The sequence below is a fragment of the Citreimonas salinaria genome (assembly GCF_900107235.1).
Taxonomy (GTDB): domain Bacteria; phylum Pseudomonadota; class Alphaproteobacteria; order Rhodobacterales; family Rhodobacteraceae; genus Citreimonas; species Citreimonas salinaria.
In genome coordinates this window covers 18,494-35,348 of sequence record NZ_FNPF01000024.1, presented here as the reverse complement: position 1 = coordinate 35,348, position 16,855 = coordinate 18,494, and the positions used below count along the sequence as shown (strand labels likewise).

16 protein-coding genes are annotated in these 16,855 nt (G+C 60.8%); 9 read left to right on the top strand and 7 right to left on the bottom strand.

Annotated features, from left to right (window positions below; genetic code table 11):
• The first annotated feature begins 165 nt into the window (after positions 1-165).
• A complete protein-coding gene (locus BLW27_RS18975; RefSeq protein ID WP_089886078.1) occupies positions 166-1,473 on the top strand; it encodes a hypothetical protein in 1,308 nt (435 codons plus the stop codon).
• A gap of 254 nt (positions 1,474-1,727) precedes the next feature.
• Here the strand turns inward: BLW27_RS18975 and BLW27_RS18970 are convergent, their stop codons facing one another.
• From BLW27_RS18970 to BLW27_RS18945, 6 genes are all read right to left on the bottom strand, one after another.
• Positions 1,728-2,597, bottom strand: a complete 870-nt coding sequence (locus BLW27_RS18970) for a hypothetical protein (protein WP_089886076.1) — start codon at positions 2,595-2,597, stop codon at positions 1,728-1,730.
• Between the two features lie 259 nt (positions 2,598-2,856).
• Complete coding sequence (locus BLW27_RS18965) at positions 2,857-3,591, bottom strand: hypothetical protein (protein WP_089886074.1); 735 nt, start codon at positions 3,589-3,591, stop codon at positions 2,857-2,859.
• Positions 3,592-3,892: 301 nt separating this feature from the next.
• Complete coding sequence (locus tag BLW27_RS18960; RefSeq protein WP_143042364.1) at positions 3,893-6,427, bottom strand: S8 family peptidase; 2,535 nt, start codon at positions 6,425-6,427, stop codon at positions 3,893-3,895.
• 3 nt (positions 6,428-6,430) lie between these two features.
• Positions 6,431-7,438: an AAA family ATPase gene (locus tag BLW27_RS18955; protein WP_089886070.1), complete on the bottom strand. Its 1,008-nt coding sequence runs from the start codon at positions 7,436-7,438 to the stop codon at positions 6,431-6,433.
• Between the two features lie 161 nt (positions 7,439-7,599).
• A complete protein-coding gene (locus tag BLW27_RS18950) occupies positions 7,600-8,298 on the bottom strand; it encodes a hypothetical protein (protein WP_143042363.1) in 699 nt (232 codons plus the stop codon).
• The gene (locus BLW27_RS18945) at positions 8,298-8,567 is read right to left on the bottom strand and encodes a hypothetical protein (RefSeq protein ID WP_089886066.1); all 270 of its coding nucleotides are present in this window, start codon (positions 8,565-8,567) and stop codon (positions 8,298-8,300) included. Before BLW27_RS18945 ends, BLW27_RS18950 begins: the two co-directional genes overlap by 1 nt.
• A 77-nt stretch (positions 8,568-8,644) precedes the next feature.
• On the opposite strand from BLW27_RS18945, the gene BLW27_RS18940 reads away from it, so the two are divergent.
• The 5 genes from BLW27_RS18940 to BLW27_RS18920 all read left to right on the top strand — a co-directional run bounded on the left by BLW27_RS18940 (position 8,645) and on the right by BLW27_RS18920 (position 14,325).
• Positions 8,645-11,374, top strand: a complete 2,730-nt coding sequence (locus BLW27_RS18940) for a type IV secretory system conjugative DNA transfer family protein (protein ID WP_089886065.1) — start codon at positions 8,645-8,647, stop codon at positions 11,372-11,374.
• The gene (locus BLW27_RS18935) at positions 11,371-12,876 is read left to right on the top strand and encodes a hypothetical protein (protein WP_089886063.1); all 1,506 of its coding nucleotides are present in this window, start codon (positions 11,371-11,373) and stop codon (positions 12,874-12,876) included. The genes BLW27_RS18940 and BLW27_RS18935 overlap by 4 nt, the downstream gene beginning before the upstream one ends.
• 185 nt (positions 12,877-13,061) lie before the next feature.
• On the top strand, positions 13,062-13,463 hold the full coding sequence (locus BLW27_RS18930) for a hypothetical protein (RefSeq protein ID WP_089886061.1): 402 nt from the start codon (positions 13,062-13,064) through the stop codon (positions 13,461-13,463).
• Positions 13,464-13,508: 45 nt separating this feature from the next.
• Positions 13,509-13,949 carry a hypothetical protein gene (locus BLW27_RS18925; protein WP_143042362.1) on the top strand — a complete coding sequence of 147 codons (441 nt, stop codon included), beginning with the start codon at positions 13,509-13,511 and terminating at the stop codon, positions 13,947-13,949.
• Positions 13,950-13,995: 46 nt separating this feature from the next.
• The gene (locus tag BLW27_RS18920) at positions 13,996-14,325 is read left to right on the top strand and encodes a hypothetical protein (RefSeq protein WP_089886056.1); all 330 of its coding nucleotides are present in this window, start codon (positions 13,996-13,998) and stop codon (positions 14,323-14,325) included.
• 254 nt (positions 14,326-14,579) lie between these two features.
• Here the strand turns inward: BLW27_RS18920 and BLW27_RS22170 are convergent, their stop codons facing one another.
• On the bottom strand, positions 14,580-14,831 hold the full coding sequence (locus tag BLW27_RS22170; RefSeq protein ID WP_218141170.1) for a helix-turn-helix domain-containing protein: 252 nt from the start codon (positions 14,829-14,831) through the stop codon (positions 14,580-14,582).
• A gap of 140 nt (positions 14,832-14,971) precedes the next feature.
• On the opposite strand from BLW27_RS22170, the gene BLW27_RS22165 reads away from it, so the two are divergent.
• The 3 genes from BLW27_RS22165 to BLW27_RS18900 are packed head-to-tail and all read left to right on the top strand — an operon-like array spanning position 14,972 to position 16,768.
• Positions 14,972-15,181 carry a hypothetical protein gene (locus tag BLW27_RS22165; protein WP_425429307.1) on the top strand — a complete coding sequence of 70 codons (210 nt, stop codon included), beginning with the start codon at positions 14,972-14,974 and terminating at the stop codon, positions 15,179-15,181.
• Positions 15,178-15,633 (top strand): CoA transferase, encoded by a 456-nt coding sequence (locus tag BLW27_RS18905; protein WP_089886051.1) that lies wholly within the window; start codon positions 15,178-15,180, stop codon positions 15,631-15,633. Before BLW27_RS22165 ends, BLW27_RS18905 begins: the two co-directional genes overlap by 4 nt.
• On the top strand, positions 15,614-16,768 hold the full coding sequence (locus tag BLW27_RS18900; protein WP_245710951.1) for a mandelate racemase/muconate lactonizing enzyme family protein: 1,155 nt from the start codon (positions 15,614-15,616) through the stop codon (positions 16,766-16,768). Before BLW27_RS18905 ends, BLW27_RS18900 begins: the two co-directional genes overlap by 20 nt.
• Positions 16,769-16,855: the final 87 nt, after the last annotated feature.

The window sequence follows — 16,855 nt, the reverse complement described above, 5'->3', positions numbered from 1 at the left end:
GGCTCTCCGGTCGGGCTACGCCCTCCCTGCGATCCGCCAACCCCGCGTTCTCATCTTGATTGACGCTGAACTCTCATCCTGATTGTCGCGCTGCAGGAACAGCCCCTTCCGGCCGTGTACTTCGACGGTCCGGTTCGATTTCAGGAACTGGCACCAGGACTCCGGATGAAGGATCCCTCGGCCAAGCTTCCGTGGCCGTACACACCGACCGCAGGCGCTCGGGAGGGTGGAGGCTTCCGCGGTGGCAGCAACCTCTACGCGATGACGAACAGCAAGGAAGACCAGCTGCTCCTGTCGCAAGTGGCCGCCGGGTCGTTCGACTATGTCGCCTCTGATGCGGGCGCGGGGCATGTCAGCGGACACGCTGTTCTCGTTGTTGACGAGCCGGCATCGGCTTACGTTTCCGCGCGTGCCGAGGTCAGCAACAAGAGCGATCGGGGAAGTACCTGCGCGATGTCGCTGCTGTACGCCGGTGAAGAGGTCAACCGCGGGGATCTTACGGTCGACAACTACCAGGACTCCGGATCGCTGCAGCTTTCCGGGATGCTTTCCCTGACGCCGGGCAGAGGTGAGCTGCAAGCAGAGGTCTTCTGTCCGTCTGATCCCCAAGGACAGCCGCGCGTCGACGCCCTGTCGCTCGAAATGGTCTTTGGCATGAGTGAGCAGCCTGTCTCCGTCGTCTACGCTGAAGAGCCGGAAGTTGCCGACATGGAAGAAGGGCAGGGTGACGGAATTCAGGAAGCCGAAGGCGTTGCAAAGGGTGTGCTCTGGGCGGGCCCGGCAACGACGCCGCTTGCCGATATCGAGCCGGCGATCACGGATCTGTCTGTCCCGGTCGACCTGGTGCTGCAGATGGGGCAGCACATCGACTTCCGCGGCCCGTCGCACAACCTTCATGCGGCGATCAAAGCCAACTTCATCCCATCCAGAACTGGGGTCTACCGGTTCGCCATCGAAACGCGCAGCAACCTGTGCCACGCCCGCGCTTCCAGGGCATATGCAACGGACGACGGCGCGGTGGCGTTCTCGGAATGCCAGAAAATGGGGGGTGGCATCTACCGTCACCCGGCCGTGCACCTCGCGACAGACGGCGACAACCGGGGCATCATTTCCGAGCCGATCGTGGGCTCCGATGGACAGACCCTGCTCCGCGTTGGCCTGATCGAGTTCTCCGAGGCCGATGTCGAGGCAGGGGTTGTCCTGCGCGCCGAAGCGGCGGGCGACGTCGGACCGGCAGCCCGTACCAGCGGCACACTCATCTCGAGTCAGTACGACGAAGGCCTCGTCTTCGACGGCGGCGAGACCTTCGTCGATCTCGTTGGGTCGAAGTACAACAGCGCCGGCATGAACAAGTCCGTGATGGGCCACAGCCCGACCCGGGACAAGCGGGCGGTCCAGGATTTCAGGATTCTCGTGAAAGGCCCCGGCGATCATGTCTTCCGGCCGCTGAAGTCATCCGAGACGACCCGGTAAGTCCGGTAAGTCGGCAAGCAGATGCGGGTGAGGCAGCGTGACGATGCACCTTCGCGCTCGATGCACTGCCTGTCGACCCCCCCTCACTGCTTCAGAGTCCTTCCGGCCAGACTTGTCACCAGTTGCGCCGGGGGGGCGCTGGCCAAGGCTGGTCAGAAGTGGACGGGTGCAGCAGGTGTTTGCGCCCATGCCCTTTGAACCTTGTACCGCCGCGATGATCCCGCGGCTCACCGCAACCCCTTTACGGTTTTCCATCAGTCTTCACCCGAGGTGACATGTCGCTCTTGCTCAATTACGAGGCCGGCACCTCGGATATGCGGATTCCTCCAACTGATGCCACCGGCCCGGTTGCGCATGAAATGACCCTGAACCCAGTGTGCTCTGCGCTTATACGCGATGGCATTGGTTTCCTGGCTATCGCCCTTGGCGGCTTCAAGCTGATGTTTACCTAGTTCGCCCAGTTTGACCTTAATTATGGTTTTATTGGGTAGTGTCCGCCCTGCCTTTTGAGCTCTTCGTCTTTCGGCTCTCGGGTAGGCGGACACTTCCTCTTTTTCCAGCATGGCTTTGTGTTCAAATAGGATGGACATACCTACCGCCATTGCCAAGAAGGAAAAGCAGAGAGACTTTTCCTGCTTGACGGCGGCGTCTTCAGTGATGTCATCCCCGATAGCCCTAGCCAAAGCGAACGTTGGAGAATGCAAAATATCGACCGAAGCTCCCTGTGACTTGAAGATCAGGAGGTTCGGGAACAACCCACCTTTCCTGGACAGAAGTATCTGGGTGTATAGAGTGTCGTTATCTTGGGTGATTAGCGCGGCAGGCCATCCGCCTACCGTCGGTTCCGGAACAGTCAGCAGCATAGCCGGGAACGGCAAGTGAACGTTGCTGAACATGCTATCCAGGCCATCCCTGTGCATCTGAGCAGAGAGGCCGCGCAGCATTAGCTCCGCACGCTCGTCAATCTGGTAAACTTGCGCGACATTAAGAATATCAAGTTGCCGCTGCCCGTGAAAATCCAACGACTCAAGAAGATCCGAGTTCAATGAGGCCCTATCGAGTCCCTTCAGATAAAGCAGGATATCGGGGTATCGTTCATAGAAGTCAAATAGGTTGGAAAGCATTTGTTTTACATCCGAGTGCCAATCAGGAACAATACGCTCCGGCTGCGCAAATCATCAAGAGCATTTGGTTGAAGCGTTGTTCTCGATGGGACTTAGGTCCATCAGTCTTCATTGATCAAGCGCTTTCTCCTCGATTCCTCCTGTGCGAGGCGATGCACAAGAGAGGCATCGTTTGGAGTGTAACAAGCCGGCTTTGCGTCGGATTTCCGGCACGAGCGCCGGACGTGATGCCCTTCCTCGGTGGCGGAGCCTTGCGGCTTTACTTCAGAGAGTCTCGAAGTCGGTCGCCGAGCTCGATGAAGTGGTCATTGGACATTCCGTGAAAAGTCGGGTGCGCCGTCAAGAAGAACCTCGTCTGGTCACCCTTTGCTTCAAAAAGACGGCTCATCCGTTCGGACTTCTTCAGCGCCCCGGTGATCTTTTCCAGGCTCCTACGGTATCCCATTCCGTAGAAGACGACAGCCTTGGGCGTGTACTGCGCGATCAGACCATTCAGCGCCTCGATGCGCCGGGGCAGGATCTCCCGCATGTAGAGCTTGCGCGACTGAAGATACTCGAGATCGGTATACTCCGAAATCCACCAATCCTTCTGCGAAGGTGACGGGAGTGGCATCAGCTCGATCAGGCAGGTCGGATCGGTCGACGGCGTCACCCGGCCCAGCTTTTCGACCTGGAACCGACGTGCCGTTTCCTTGCCGGCTGGTTTCCCGAAGGCGGCAAGTTGGCACCTGATCAGCTTGTCCCATGTCTTCTGCAAGGGCGCCCCTTGCGAGAACAGGCTGCCCGCGTTTATCTCACGATGATACTCGGCAGCGTCATCGATCGTCCGCTCGCCGCGCCGCCGCCAGGCCGAGAACCGTAGCGGGAAGTCGTGCCGACCACAGGCCTCTTCCATTCCGACGAACCACAAAGGCGCGTCGAACCGGCCATACCCCCAGAAGGTCTCCACGAACCTCTCGAGTGCGCATCCATCGACGAACGCCGTATCCCGCATGACGAGTTTCCGCTCTGCAACCTGCAACACCAGGTGAGAGTAGGCTGCGGACGGCACGGTGTGAAGCGCTCGAACGGCCGACACGCCGGACGAAGAATCCGCCCCCGAAAGATTTCGGTACGGGCAATTTCCGGTTGAGAACCGTGTTGCCCTCGGGGTCATAACCGGTTCAACAACACATCCAGCAAGGGGCTTAGACGTTTTCCAAGGGCAGATTACGCGGAGACTTTGTTATCGGTGACCGGCCCGATCAGCCGATCAACCTGGGCACGCGACGAGTTCAGCGAGCATTCCGTCCGTTTCACGTGCGGACTTCCGTTCCAATGCGTGTCCTCGCAGCGATCAAGGTTTGTGCGGTCGTTGCTACTTCCGCCTGCAGGTCGATCTCTACATCCGGTGTGGTCAGCGTGACGACGAGCGCATAGCGAGCTTTATCGAGATAACGCCGTTGACTCCGCCGGTCCCTCCACCACCCCATGACGGGGTAGATGACCAGCTGGTTACGAGAGGCCAGTTCAACGGCCGTGCCCGTCCATGTGTCACAGTGTAGCGATCCAGCAGCTATCGCCTTTGGTCCGAAGTCCCAGTTCGGATCGTCTTCACCGCCCTCGATCCTGTCACCCAATTCCGCGTTTCTGCGGCGCTGGAACTGCGCTTCCGTTTCGCGCTGGCGCTTGAGGTCAAATCGAAGGCCGAAGGACCGATAGCGGGCCGGATCAAGCATAGACCCTTTTAGCGGGTACGGTTCGACGAAGTAGGATAGCGTAACCTTCAGCTGCACCTGGCAATTTTCAAGCTGCTCGAGAACTTCCGTTGGCCATGGTAGATCGTAGTAGTGCGCATCGCCGAAGGTGACTTCTCCAACTCTCTGGCTCGGGTCGCGACGAGCTGCTTGAGGCCGGTCGAATGGTTGGATGTAGGCCTGCGAGACAAGTGCGAGATCGTTAGACGCTGACGCCAGTGCGCGCTGCAGGCTCGGCATCCCGTATCCGAATCTCCGCCGGAGAGCGCTACGGGTGGTTTTACCCGAGGCGTGGGCGAACTCTGCCTTCATTGGTTGCGTCCAGTCAGCACTATGGACCATCAGCGCGCGGACAGTTTCGGGCCAGTACGCAGGGTGCTTTGCCATAATCTGTGCTGCCATGCGGGAGGCCAACGCAGTTGCGGCGCTGGTTGCATGAAATGGCACAAGGACATCGCCGGCCCCTCCCTTCCCGGTCGACACCAGCGAAAGGGAAGGCATCGCGTCGGTTACCTGATCGCCGAGGCCGTTGATTGCGCGGTTGCCAGCCTCAAGGACGATTTCCGGCTTGATCGGCGTGGTGCCGTCCGGCCAGTCGACAGAGGTCCGTCCGTAAGGGCTCGCTTCCCCGACATTGGCGCAAGCCGACCACTCGGCGCGGTCGCGCGTCTCGATCCTGTCCTTGAAGGTGACCCCACCGACGGTGAGCGCATTCCATGCTTGCGCGGGATCTTGCCCCGGGTGGCGCGTTGGATCCTTGATCGCCGACCAATCGTTGCTGTGGCCAATGTTTCCGACCGCCTGAACGAAGAGGCGTCGAGGCGGTTCTTCGTCGTCAGCGGCATCGACGCCAGCAGCGATCTCATCGATGGCCGCACTCCAGCGTGACGGGCGGTCCCCGTTCCGGTTCGGATTAGTTGCGGCCGAGCAGATCGTTCGGTTCCGGTTCGGGTTCCGCTCTTCGGCCAAGGCCACCGCGGCCTGCGTAATCGCGCCATAGTTTGCCGGATCGTCCTCCGCCCTTGGGCGCGGAGAGAGGAACTTGATGCTTTCCAGGCGATGATGCAGATCGGGTGTAGACGCGTCGGCCAGCGATCCAGTCAGGTCTCCATGCAGAGCGAGACCCGCCATGGGCGTGCCGTGGCCCGGTCCATCGTAGTGGTCGCCCACGCTCCAATCTTCTTCGACTGCCTGCGTATCCTGCGGCGCAAGGGCAGGCTCGATGAGTGGGTGCGCGCGATTGACACCGGTATCAAGCAGGCAGACCGCCGGAGCGTCTTCTCCGGGCCAAACGATACGTTCTGCAAGGTTCTCGACCAAGCATTCCTGCTCGCGGCCAGTAAGATAAACCAGAATGGCGGGATCATCTGTCGCGAAGCCTATCTCGGCCACGCCGGGTTGGCCGAGATCCAGCAGGGATTGGATTTGCGCGCGAGTCGCATGGACCGGGACGACTTGAACATCTGGAAATGTGCTCCAGCGGTCCTCGGGAGCAACCTGCATGTTGAGGCGGCGAGCAAGGCTGGTGACGTCATTGACGAACACATCCCAGCACCAGAGGCCCCACCATGAAACGTCATCACCTTCTGGCAGCGCTGCCGGGTCTTCGCGCCAGATGTCGACGAGCTCAGTCGGCGTGAAGCTCTCGATCGGTTGCATGGCACCAGCCAGAGGCGGGTTCCCGCTCTCGTTCAGCGCACCGGCCCGATAGCGCTCTACACGCTCGGTCAGATAGTCTTGCGCCTCCCGATCTTCGAAGTGGAGGACCATCGTGCGCCTTCCGCCCTCATCACCGGCAGCGCTTTGCCGAATGCCCTTGTCGGGCTTCTCGATCTTGAGTTCCTTGGCAGCCGGGTGGAGCGTAACGGTGACAAATGCCCCCTTCCCTTGATGGACCCCGGTTGGAAGGGCTTCCGGGTCCGGGCGTCGAGCATCCGCGGCAGCGAAGGACGCGGAAAGGCCGGCACTCAGACGGGCACCGTGCTGCTCACGGTTCCTCGCGAAGGTCCGTGCGCCAGTTGATTGATGGGCTTTGTATGAGCGTTCGGTCAGCAGAGGCGTGACGTCGATGTGTGGACGGTCGTAATCTGCCAAGGTTCAGCGCACCGTGTCCTGGCCGCCGCTGAAGACGTTTCGCATCTCGTGACGGGCCGCGATTTGCCGCAGCAGATCGTCTGTTCGTACTGTGTCACTCTCGGACAGGAGCACGGACTTTGCTGCCTCGTCGGCGGCACGAGCGAGTTCGGCCTGACTAAGACCTTGTCCAGCCTCAACGACGCGCTTCCATGCGATCCGCGGGCACTTCATGGGGCGAAGGTGATTGCGGATGACTTCGCATATCTCACCGGGAGACGGCATGTCGAAGCGTAGAACTTCATCGAACCGGCGCTGCAACGCTGGGTCCAGGAGTTCAGGATGATTGGTCGCTGCGAGGATGACACTATCCGTCGACGCGGGCTCTTCCATAAACTGTAGGAAGCTGTTCAGTACACGCCGCATCTCGCCGACATCGTTTGTGGCTGTTCGCCTACCGCCTACTGCGTCGAACTCGTCAAAGAGGTACACTCCGCGCCGTCGGATCGTTTCGTCGAACACGAGGCGGAGCTTTGCGGATGTCTCACCCATGTAGCGCGTAAGCAGCGCCTCGAGTCGCACGACGAGGAGCGGCAGTCGTAATTCCCCGGCCAAAGCCTCTGCGGTCATCGTTTTCCCCGAACCCGGAGGCCCAGCAAAAAGCAGGCGACGCACTGGAACTCGGTTTCCCTCGCGCAACCAAGTCCGACGCTCCTGCTGTAGGACAATCCTGTCCAGCTTCTCGCGCAAGTCGCTCGCCATGACGACGTTCTGGAGGCGAAGGGCGGGTTCCCGGAGATCAAGAAGATCTTCAAGGTCGCCGCGCGGGCGCGCAAGCGAGACTCGTACTGAAGGTTTGTCCCCGCGGTTACGGCGAAGCTCTTCGACGGCGGCCCGGAGCTGTTCCGCGTTCGTGCGTCTTCCCTGACGTGCTTCGGCGGCCGCCACCTGAAGGGCAATGGCTAGAAACTGGTCCTCGTCGCCTTCGGCGCGGCTGCGCAGCATGGACAGGATTTGCTTGGTATTCGACATGGATCTCACGGGGTTTCACCGGCCGAGAGTACGCTGGAAGACCGGTGCTGCCAATCAGTATTGCCTTCCTGTAAGCAGAGTTGTCAGGTTCCTGTCGACATCAAGATCCTGAATTCAGGCAACACACGGTTCTCGGGCAGTGCTCGCGTGCCCCGGGCGGTTTACTGCCCGGTGATCCGGTTGACCTGGCTCTTTGCTGCAGATGACACACCGTCGATCACGATACCTGACACCACACCACCGCCGGTGACCTTCTTCAGCGAGTTCTTCAGCCCGCCCGAGACGTGGCTTCCGATGCCTTCTTCACCTTCAGTGCTATCTGCGGCTGTTACTGGGTCCAGGTCTTCAGAGCGCGCGTCGGCTTTCGCCTCGTTGCTGTAGACGATCGGGCCGCCGGCGATCTGCACGCGATGCGTCGAAGGAACAGCGTTCAGCGATGGTGCGAGTTTCCCTGCCCAGGCAGGAGCGGTTCCTGCGCTCGGGGGTGTCACACCACCTTCAAGCGCCCGCAGGGTCTGCTCGATCTCTTCATCCGTCTGTCGCGCGTAGTCTTCGATGTACGCGTCTTCGTAGATGTCGACCTCTCCGACTTTCAGTGTCGGCTTCACCGTGTCGACGACAACCGGCTCCGGCTCGGGCTCCGATCTTGGGAAATTCATGAAAACGACAACAGCCACAGCACCGACCCCGGCAAGGATCCCGGCTTTTTTCCGGGGGCTCATGCTCTCAGCTGCCCGCGGGGCTTCCGTCGTGTCCGGTGCCTCACCCGCGGCAGTGTCCGAGGCAGCAACCTGATTTTCAGGCGTTTGCTCTTCCGCCGGCGGCGTTGGACCAGCGTTGCTTGATCCGATCATGGGCATCAGAAGAAGCTCCCGACGAAGATGAGGGCGGCGAATGCCGCGGCCGCGGTCCATTGCGGGCGCCCCGTCAGAAGGCTCGCCGCGAACCAGATCCCGGTGACGGCGAGAGCAAGCCCGTACGCATCACCGGCGAGCGCCAGGACTGAATCGACGAAAGTGCCTTCACCTGCCGCCGGGGTGGGGTCGGGGAGCTGATCCTCGGTCACCATCTCGAAGCCCTGCATGCCGAGCTCCGGCAGCTGCTCTGTTGATTTGTCGGTCTCGCTCATCGATCAGCTATCCTTCTTTAATCCGTGAAAAAGCTCGCTCCGGTATACCGGCCCCAGATTTAACAGGAGTTTCCGCGGTGAATTTGATCAACGGCATCCTTCGCAAGGCGCTATCACTATTCACGTTCTGGCTCTGGATCCCGGTTGCGGTCGGACTGATCTACGTGCTTCCACACCAGCAACTCCTGCCGCTGTCGCCGCTCGAGCGGCAGGAGTTGCTGGTTCTGCTCTCTCCGCTCGTGACCTGGTTCCTGATCGCTATCCTCGACATGCTCGAGGTCCTGGAAATCGACGCCAAGGCCGGGCGGACCAACCTGCCGATCGCCTGGATCCTGATCGGTGTAGCGCTGGCGCCGCCGGATGTGGTGAACCTCGTCACCCCGGGAAGCGTCGCCGTTCCGATCGCCGCCGGTATCGCGGCCCTGGTTACTGCCGGCATGATCCTGCGGTCCCGGCTCCGCCCGGGCGCTCTGCGCGAGGTGATCGATCGCGAAGTGAACCTGCTGCGGTTCGGGACGACCTGGCGCCCCGCGAAGACGAAGGACCACGGATCCGCAAGCCTCGGAGACGTGACAGCGGCCGCTGCACACTACGCAGACGGCGACATCATCTTTGGCGTGGCGACACCGCACCTGCCCGAAGCCGAGAGCGTCACCGGGAAGGTAGTCCGCGGGGTTGCACGGCGCCTGCACGCAGCCATGGCATTCACGAAAGCCCTCGTGACCGGGTTGGGCTGGAAGACGGCTGTGACGGCCTCCAGGGCCGCAACCGGGACGGCAAAGAACCCGCCGATCCTGCGTGGGTCGTTCGGCGGTCACATGCTCGTCGTTTCGGGCTCCGGCGGCGGCAAGACAGTCAGCTTCGTCATCCCGAACGCGCTGACGTACAAAGCCGGCAGCCTAGTCTGCATCGACCCGAAATCGGAAGTCCATGCCGTGACCGCGGCGGCTCGCGGGCAGCTGGGACACGACGTCTTTAAGCTCAAGCCGGGCGACTTCGATACAGACAGCATGAACGTCATCGGGTGGATCGACCCCGCCTCGACGACGTTCACGCGGGACTGCATGACCGTCGCGTCCTGGATTTTCTCAGACTCCGGCGGCGGGGACGATGGGGCAGCCTTCTTCGCTGAAACGGCCAAGCGTCTCTTCGCGTTCGTCCTCGCTTTCAAGATCGCAGAGCACGGCCTGAAGGGGGGAGGCGCCGCACCGAACATCCGGGATGTCTACGACTTCCTCTTCCGCTCTCCGAACGAGATTTCGGCAGAGATCACAAAGCTCTACGAGAGCATGAAGAAACCTGAAAACGAGCAGCGCTACGGTGCGGCCACTCCGCAGATCAAGACGTGGGCGGGTTCGTTCGTGGGCGGCGATATGGAGCGGACCTGGCCGAACATCATCGCCTCAGTGCAGAAGAACTTCTGGTGGATTGGCGACCCGAGCATCTCGTCAGTCGTGTCCGGAGTTCCGCGCGATGGCTCGAACGGGCAGTCGTTCCCGTCGGCCGCGGTCAACAACGGCAAGACGTCGATCTTCATCTGCATCCCGCTCGCTACGCTGGAATCCACGCCGGGTCTTGCACGCCTGATCGTCGGCGCCCTGCTCAATGCCATCTTCGCCGCCGAGGGCAAGGTCAACGGCTCCACCCTGTTCATGGTCGACGAGATGCAGGTGCTGGGCGACTTCCCGATTCTGCACCAGACCGCTCTGAACCAAGGCAGGGGATACGGGATCACGCTCGCAGGGATCATCCAGGCTCCCGAGGCGCTCGACAAGCAGGCCGGCGACAAGACCTTCGACTCTTGGTCCGACAACTCGATGCTGCAGATGTTTTTTGCGATCGGCGGTGAGGAAACCGCAGAGAGGATCTCGAAGACGATCGGCGAGACCACGATCGAGAACGTGAACTACAGCGGACAGAAATCGAAGCAGCGTGGCCAGATCCTCGGAGCCGACAGTGGCGGGGTTTCGATTTCCGCGGAACGGCACGCACGGCGCCTGAAAACGGCCACGGAAATCATGGATCTGGACCGGACCCGGGCCATCGTCTTCCGCCGCGTAGGCGTAGACGACAAGAAGGTCGGCAAGAAACCGATGATCGTCGGCACCTGCTTCTACAAAGCGCGGCCCGAACTGATGGCCGTGGCTTCAGACAACCCGTTCGAGAAGAAGGCTTTCGTCGAAGACTACAACGCCGACCCGCTGCCGCAGGCTCTTGAAGGCGCCCTTCAGGGCTTGGGTGGTGTGAATGGTGTGGTTGCCGATGAGCGTGAGGATCTCGGCGACTGGAAAGAGGTATCACCGCGTGAGCTCGTTGCAGAGCAGGCAGCGAAGGATCCGGCTCACGCACGCCTGCTGACGGTTCTCGACGCTCTGGAGGCGGGGCACCAGGTAACAGCAGAAGACGAGGGCGTCCTCGCTCGCCTGATGACGGGGCCGTCGATGACACGCTTCGACGCCGGCGCGTCGGAAATGGACGACATCGACCTGGGGGCGTTCGAGATGAGCGCCGAAGACCTGACAAAGCTCGAGCAGCTCGAAGTTGGCCTGAAGGAAACCGAGGAAGACCTGGAGAGGCAGTCCGAAGCCTTAATCGCTGTGAAAACCGGTCGTGAGATGGTCGGCGAGAGCGAGGAGCACCCCGCCGTGCATTCGCTTCAGGAAGCCGCCCTGGCATCCCTGAAAGAGGAAGAGGCCGGCGACGAGGAAGAGGATGACGAGGGCGACGATGATGGCCCAAGCGACGAGGACCTGGAAGCCTCGCTCGCGGAAGAACACGAACTGAAGGATGAGGTCGACTTCTCATGAGCAATTTTCACAAGACGCTGAGCCTGCGCGGGGAAAGCTACGAGCTCACGCGTGAGCAGTACCGGGCCCTGAAGCAAGGAGTGGCCGCGGACCTGAAAGCGGGCAAGCACCTCAACGCGTACTTCCCCGGAAACCGGGACCTGCAGGAATGCGCCGGGGATGTCGCCGGTGACCTGGAAGTCGACGAGACTTCAAAGCAGCCGAAATTGGCCGGCATCAGCCGGTCGGCCAAGGACTACTACCGCCGTCTTGCGGCAGTCGATCTCGTGTATTCACAGCTGGACACGCTCGAGGATCGGCGGGCTCTGAACAAGTCTTTGCAGACGGCGTCGTTCCGCTTCGCGACATCTGAGTACGCAGCAAATCCGGGATCGGACCCCGCACGCGCCCTGTCGCCGCTGGCAGCCGGCCTGGCGACACGCGAAGCCGGCAGGATGGCGCACAACGGCCGCAACATCGACGTTGTGGCAGCCGTGCTCCCGCACCTCGCCACTGGGGCTCCGTCGTCATTCCAGGGCAGCGACACGCGGTGGTGGACCCGCCGCTGCCGGGGCACTGCGGCGATCCAGCGGCATTTTCAGGAAAGCTGGAAATCCCTGAACAGGGATCAGCGCATGTTCGGCGTGGAAGCCGGGCTTGTGAAAATGCCTGAGGTCTCGCCGGGCTTTGCCTCCGCCGCGGCTACCCTGGCCCGCACCGCGGCGATTGCATCTGCAGTCCAGAGCCGGTCCGCCGACGGATCGAAGTCCAGGAAGGCATCTGAAAGGCTCTTGGGTGGTGTGGAGCGGCAGGTTGCGAAGCTGGCCGAGATCGCCAGCTTGCAGGATTATTCGGGGAACGGCGCCGGACACTTCGATGCCGCCCGGGACCTGTTCCTGAAAATGGAAGAGCGCCTGCGTGCGAAAGATCCTGAAATCGCACGGCCCTTCGAAGAGTTCCGCGAACGGTTCGACATCGTGTACGGCGAGCACGATCCGAAGACCGTGATCAACGCCGCGAGAATGGACGCGGACGCTGCCGTCGTTCAGCCCGTTGCCACGAAGCTCCTCGAAGCCGCGGCCATCACGATCAAGCAGTCCGACCGGACCCGGGCGATTGCGGACGATTCCGGAGAGGGCACGGGCGGCCGCGCCATGGGCGGTCTGAAGCCCGGCAAGGACTTCATGCGTGAGGACCGCACGGATGCGTTCTTCGAGCGCTTCACCGGCCCTCAGCCGGGTGTCCCGACGCTTACGCCGGCGAACCTGAAGCGGATGTCGAAGGCGGACCTGCACGAGCGTAAGAAGCAGGGTCTCACAACGAGCGAGCAGAACCTGCTGGACGAGTGGGAGCGCATCGAGGCCTTCCTGCTCGGCAACCCGCCGGCCGCCGTCCCGGTGATGCAGCTCAACGAGCTGTCACGCGTGGTCGCTGACCATGCAGACCGGGATCTGCGACAGGCGAACGAGATGCAGCTGGAGCACGAGAACGCCCCCGCGCCGGCCATGGTGCCCCGCTTCTGACAGCAGATCCGAGGCACGAAAGTCCCCGCGCAAGGATAGAATCCGCAGGGTCGGCAAGAAAATGTAATATTAGATGCTGACGCGGTTGACTCGTTAATCCTGTCGCACACTTGCCTCTTGTAAGAAATCCATATTGGTAGCCGCAACACACGGCCGACACACATGGATAGAAAGGAATACTTCACATGGAAATCAGCAAAGACATCAAGAAGATCGCACGCACGCAAGGTTATACGAAAGCCGACCTGCAGGCCGGGCTCGCATTCGCGAAGCGGAAGAACCGGGACAGCAACCCGCCGGGCGACTTCGACAGCGCCGGCCGTTTTTACGCACACGAGCGAACCCGCGCCGTCGAGAGTGTCCGCTCGCCTTCGCGGGCGTTTCCGTACTCGCAGATGACGGCCGCTCGGACTGTGAGGCACTGTGCCGAGGTTTTCGGCGCCGAAGAGCTGCACGTGAAGCGCATCGCGAAAGCAATCGAGACCTGCTCCGAGGCACCGGCGACTGCGAAGGAAGCGGCGGAACAGCTGGCAGCGATCCGGAAGACCCTGAAAACGGTCAAGCTCGAAATCGCAGAAGCCGCCTGATCCTAAAGAACCGAAAGCAAAAGCCATTCGCAAGGAGCGAAGAACATGAATCTTACTGAACCGAAACCGATACGTGAAAACCCGCGAGAGATGCGTTTTCTGAGGGAGGTCGCAGAGGAAGCTTTGATGGGCTTTGACCGGAATGCAATCGCTGATTTCGTGATTGCGGCCCAAAGAACGATAGTGTCCGACGAATACGATTATCAGGACAGCCAGCTCGATGAAGATGAAATCCGTCTCTACTGGCACATTCGACTTCTCGACGTTGGAGTCGGCGGCAACGTGATCCACCCGAGCCATTGCCTGGACCTGGACTGGGCGCCGGAGATTTTCATGCAAGTCAGCGACGTGCTGAGCGTCACGGACAGAGGTGCCATCACTGCAGATCAGATCGTGGAAGCAATCATCGAGGACTGGAACAGCAGGGATGATCGCATCGAGGTGCGCAGTGGCGCCGTGTACCTGAAGAGAAACTGGGTGGATTGAATCCAGGAAGTCGCCTTACGCGCACAGACAAGGGAGGGAACCCACAATGACGACGAATACCAACACGACTCCGGAACGGAGCCCAGAAGAGCACTCCTCCACGATCAATGAGAAAGCCCACATCCTCATCAAGGCTGTTGATACCTTGATGAGCGATGCCGAGCCCCCGCAGGATCCTGACAAGGCCCGCCTGGATGATCTGAAGCTGCTGGGAAACGATCTCTTAGGGCTCGCCGAAGCTGAAGAGCCAAGCCCCAAGGAGAAGAAGTCGTCGACAGGGAAAAGGGGGAAGGAGATCAAGAACGCACCACTCTACGTCATCATCCGAGCTTCGCCGAAAAAGGAAATCGACGACCTCGGACGACTTCGCGCATGAGCACCGGGTCTCGAAGACGAGACTGCTCGAGGGGGCGTTTCGGTTCTACCGTGGTGCCCATGAGCGCGGCCTGGTCGACGTAGCCGACCTCAAGTGAGCCGCAGACGAGAGGTCGTTTCTGCGATGGTCCTTCGGGGGTGACGATGTATAGCGATGTATAGCACGATGTAGCGAAATCTGCTATATACCTGCATAAGTCGCTATGGGGCTGCTCGCCAGCAGGATTCAATCGCGGTTGATCAGCCGGGCCGCGTCTACTCGATCGGCCGGCACGATCTTATGAAGCGATCCACGCTCTCGATCTCCGGCCCAGTCGGCGACTCCATTGCGGAAATGTCCGACTGCGCCATACCCGACGCTTCAGAGAGCTGCGCCTGTGTCAGCCCGGATTCCTTTCGCGCGGCCCTCAGTTGCCGTGCGATCTGGACACGAAGAGGATCCTTCTCGAGCAGCTCGACCGCATCCGGACGGCGCCTTCGTGCAGCCTCTCGCAGATTTCCACTCATCGGCTTCTCTCTCCAAGCACTCTCGAGATCGTATCCGTGGTCGGGTCTGTTGACCAGTGGCTGGCGGCACATCATCGCAGGTTGTTCGGTAGACAGTTTCGACATCTATTCGTGAAAAACTGTCTACCGGCCCGTGGAAGGTGGCCGCTCATGTTGCACCCTTGGTTTGGGAGATTCTATCAGGCAGCCTTGCAGCCTTGCAGCCTTGCAGCCTCAAAGGCTTAGGGTCCTTGACCCGAGACACGCCTGCGAATCTTGCTGAAGTTGGTGCGCATGGCAAGGTGGGAGGGCAGGAAGATATGATCGTCGATGTTGCTGTCGATATAGCCGAAGCGAAGGCCACGGCATGACCAACGCGCTACCGCTTCACGACATAAAGATACTGGACGCGACTCACGTCATCGCGGGGCCATTCGCGACCTACCAGCTCGCGTTGATGGTGGCCGATGTTACACGTGTTGAGCGTGTCATGGGTTCGGAATTCGTGCGCACGCGTGGCGGAACAAAGGAAATGAAGAAGCGCCGCCTTGGCGCTTCGTTCCTCAGCCAGAACGCCTGCAAACGCTCTATTGCTCTCAACCTCAAGGATTTGGGCGCAGTACGCATCTTCACGACCCTTGCCGGCGAAGCCGATGTCGTGGTCGAAAACTTTCGGCCTGGCGTCGTGAAGCGGCTCGGGATCAGCTACGACGAGCTGATAAAGGTCAACCCGCCCCTCAGCCGGATGCGGCGCCGAAATTCGAGAAGTCTTGGCTTTTCAAGAAACGAAGGGACCTGCCGACATGGCGATGCCATCCGATAGCATCGGGTTTTCAGTCAGAAGGATTGACGCCTTCGCCTTCCGCGTGCCGATCGAGGCGCCGGTACACACTTCCTTCGGAATCATGCGTGATCGGCCGGCCGTCTTCATTCGGATCGAGGATACGCACGGGGGGTTCGGCTGGGGAGAGGTGTTCGCGAACTGGCCTGCCGCCGGAGCGGAGCACAGGGTAAATCTTCTTATGGACGACGTGGCGGCCATGACCATCGGCCAGTCGTGGCCCTCGCCACGGGAAATGTTCCTCCATCTGGTTCGGGCCACGCGAATTCGAGCGCTGCAGTGCGGCGAGCCCGGTCCGTTTGCACAGGTCATCGCTGGCTTGGACATTGCGGGCTGGGACCTGGTCGCCCGACGTGCCGGCAAACCGCTGGCCAAGATGCTTTCCGCCGACGCCGCCGAACGCGTCGATACGTACGCAAGTGGCATCAAGGTCGATGATGCACCCGGGACAATACCGGCAAGCCGAGCCGCCGGGTTCACGCGCTTCAAGGTCAAGGTTGGCTTCGGCGCCAATGACATCGAGAAAGTTCTGGCTCTGGCGGATGTAAATCTGGCCGGTGAGTTGCTCTTCGTCGATGCCAACCAGGCTTGGTCCTTCACGGAAGCCCGGGAATTCATAGACCGTACGATGGATGCGTCTCTCGGCTGGGTCGAGGAACCCCTTCCGGTCTTTGCTGCACGTGAGGAGTGGGCTGGCCTTGCGGAAATGGGTGTCCCGATAGCCGGGGGCGAGAACATCTTCGGTGAACAGGATTTTGGGCAAGCGGTCTCCGACAACATTCTCAGCGTGATCCAGCCTGATCTGGTCAAGTGGGGCGGTATTTCCGGGTGCTTCGAAGTCGCCAAACGCGTTCGGGAGGGCGGGAAGCTGTACTGCCCTCATTTCTTGGGGGGCGGAATTGGTCTTGCAGCGTCCGCACAGTTGCTTGCCGCTGCGGGAGGGGCCGGCATGCTGGAAGTGGACGTGAATATGAACCCTCTGCGGTCCCTCTTCCATCTCGGCGGTGCCAGGCAGGGTGCTGGTTACTGGGAGATCGGGTCGGAGCCGGGTTTAGGAGTTGTTGATCTACCGGAAGCCCTGTTCGAGTTCCTGACCCTTCACCGAACATTCATGTGAAGCCAGCTGCGCGGTTCGTACTAGGCAGCTTCCGAATTAGTAAGTATAACTAACACTAACGGTTAGCATTTGTCCCTTTTTGATAGC

Excerpts from the sequence above, each read along its gene's own strand:
- BLW27_RS18905 (WP_089886051.1), top strand. The coding sequence starts at position 15,178 with ATGACCAACGCGCTACCGCTTCACGACATAAAGATACTGGACGCGACT.
- BLW27_RS18955 (WP_089886070.1), bottom strand. The coding sequence starts at position 7,438 with ATGTCGAATACCAAGCAAATCCTGTCCATGCTGCGCAGCCGCGCCGAA.
- BLW27_RS18935 (WP_089886063.1), top strand. The coding sequence starts at position 11,371 with ATGAGCAATTTTCACAAGACGCTGAGCCTGCGCGGGGAAAGCTACGAG.
- BLW27_RS18950 (WP_143042363.1), bottom strand. The coding sequence starts at position 8,298 with ATGCCCATGATCGGATCAAGCAACGCTGGTCCAACGCCGCCGGCGGAA.
- BLW27_RS18965 (WP_089886074.1), bottom strand. The coding sequence starts at position 3,591 with ATGCGGGATACGGCGTTCGTCGATGGATGCGCACTCGAGAGGTTCGTG.
- BLW27_RS18930 (WP_089886061.1), top strand. The coding sequence starts at position 13,062 with ATGGAAATCAGCAAAGACATCAAGAAGATCGCACGCACGCAAGGTTAT.
- BLW27_RS22170 (WP_218141170.1), bottom strand. The coding sequence starts at position 14,831 with ATGAGTGGAAATCTGCGAGAGGCTGCACGAAGGCGCCGTCCGGATGCG.
- BLW27_RS18900 (WP_245710951.1), top strand. The coding sequence starts at position 15,614 with ATGGCGATGCCATCCGATAGCATCGGGTTTTCAGTCAGAAGGATTGAC.
- BLW27_RS18925 (WP_143042362.1), top strand. The coding sequence starts at position 13,509 with ATGAATCTTACTGAACCGAAACCGATACGTGAAAACCCGCGAGAGATG.
- BLW27_RS18970 (WP_089886076.1), bottom strand. The coding sequence starts at position 2,597 with ATGCTTTCCAACCTATTTGACTTCTATGAACGATACCCCGATATCCTG.
- BLW27_RS18975 (WP_089886078.1), top strand. The coding sequence starts at position 166 with ATGAAGGATCCCTCGGCCAAGCTTCCGTGGCCGTACACACCGACCGCA.
- BLW27_RS18945 (WP_089886066.1), bottom strand. The coding sequence starts at position 8,567 with ATGAGCGAGACCGACAAATCAACAGAGCAGCTGCCGGAGCTCGGCATG.
- BLW27_RS18920 (WP_089886056.1), top strand. The coding sequence starts at position 13,996 with ATGACGACGAATACCAACACGACTCCGGAACGGAGCCCAGAAGAGCAC.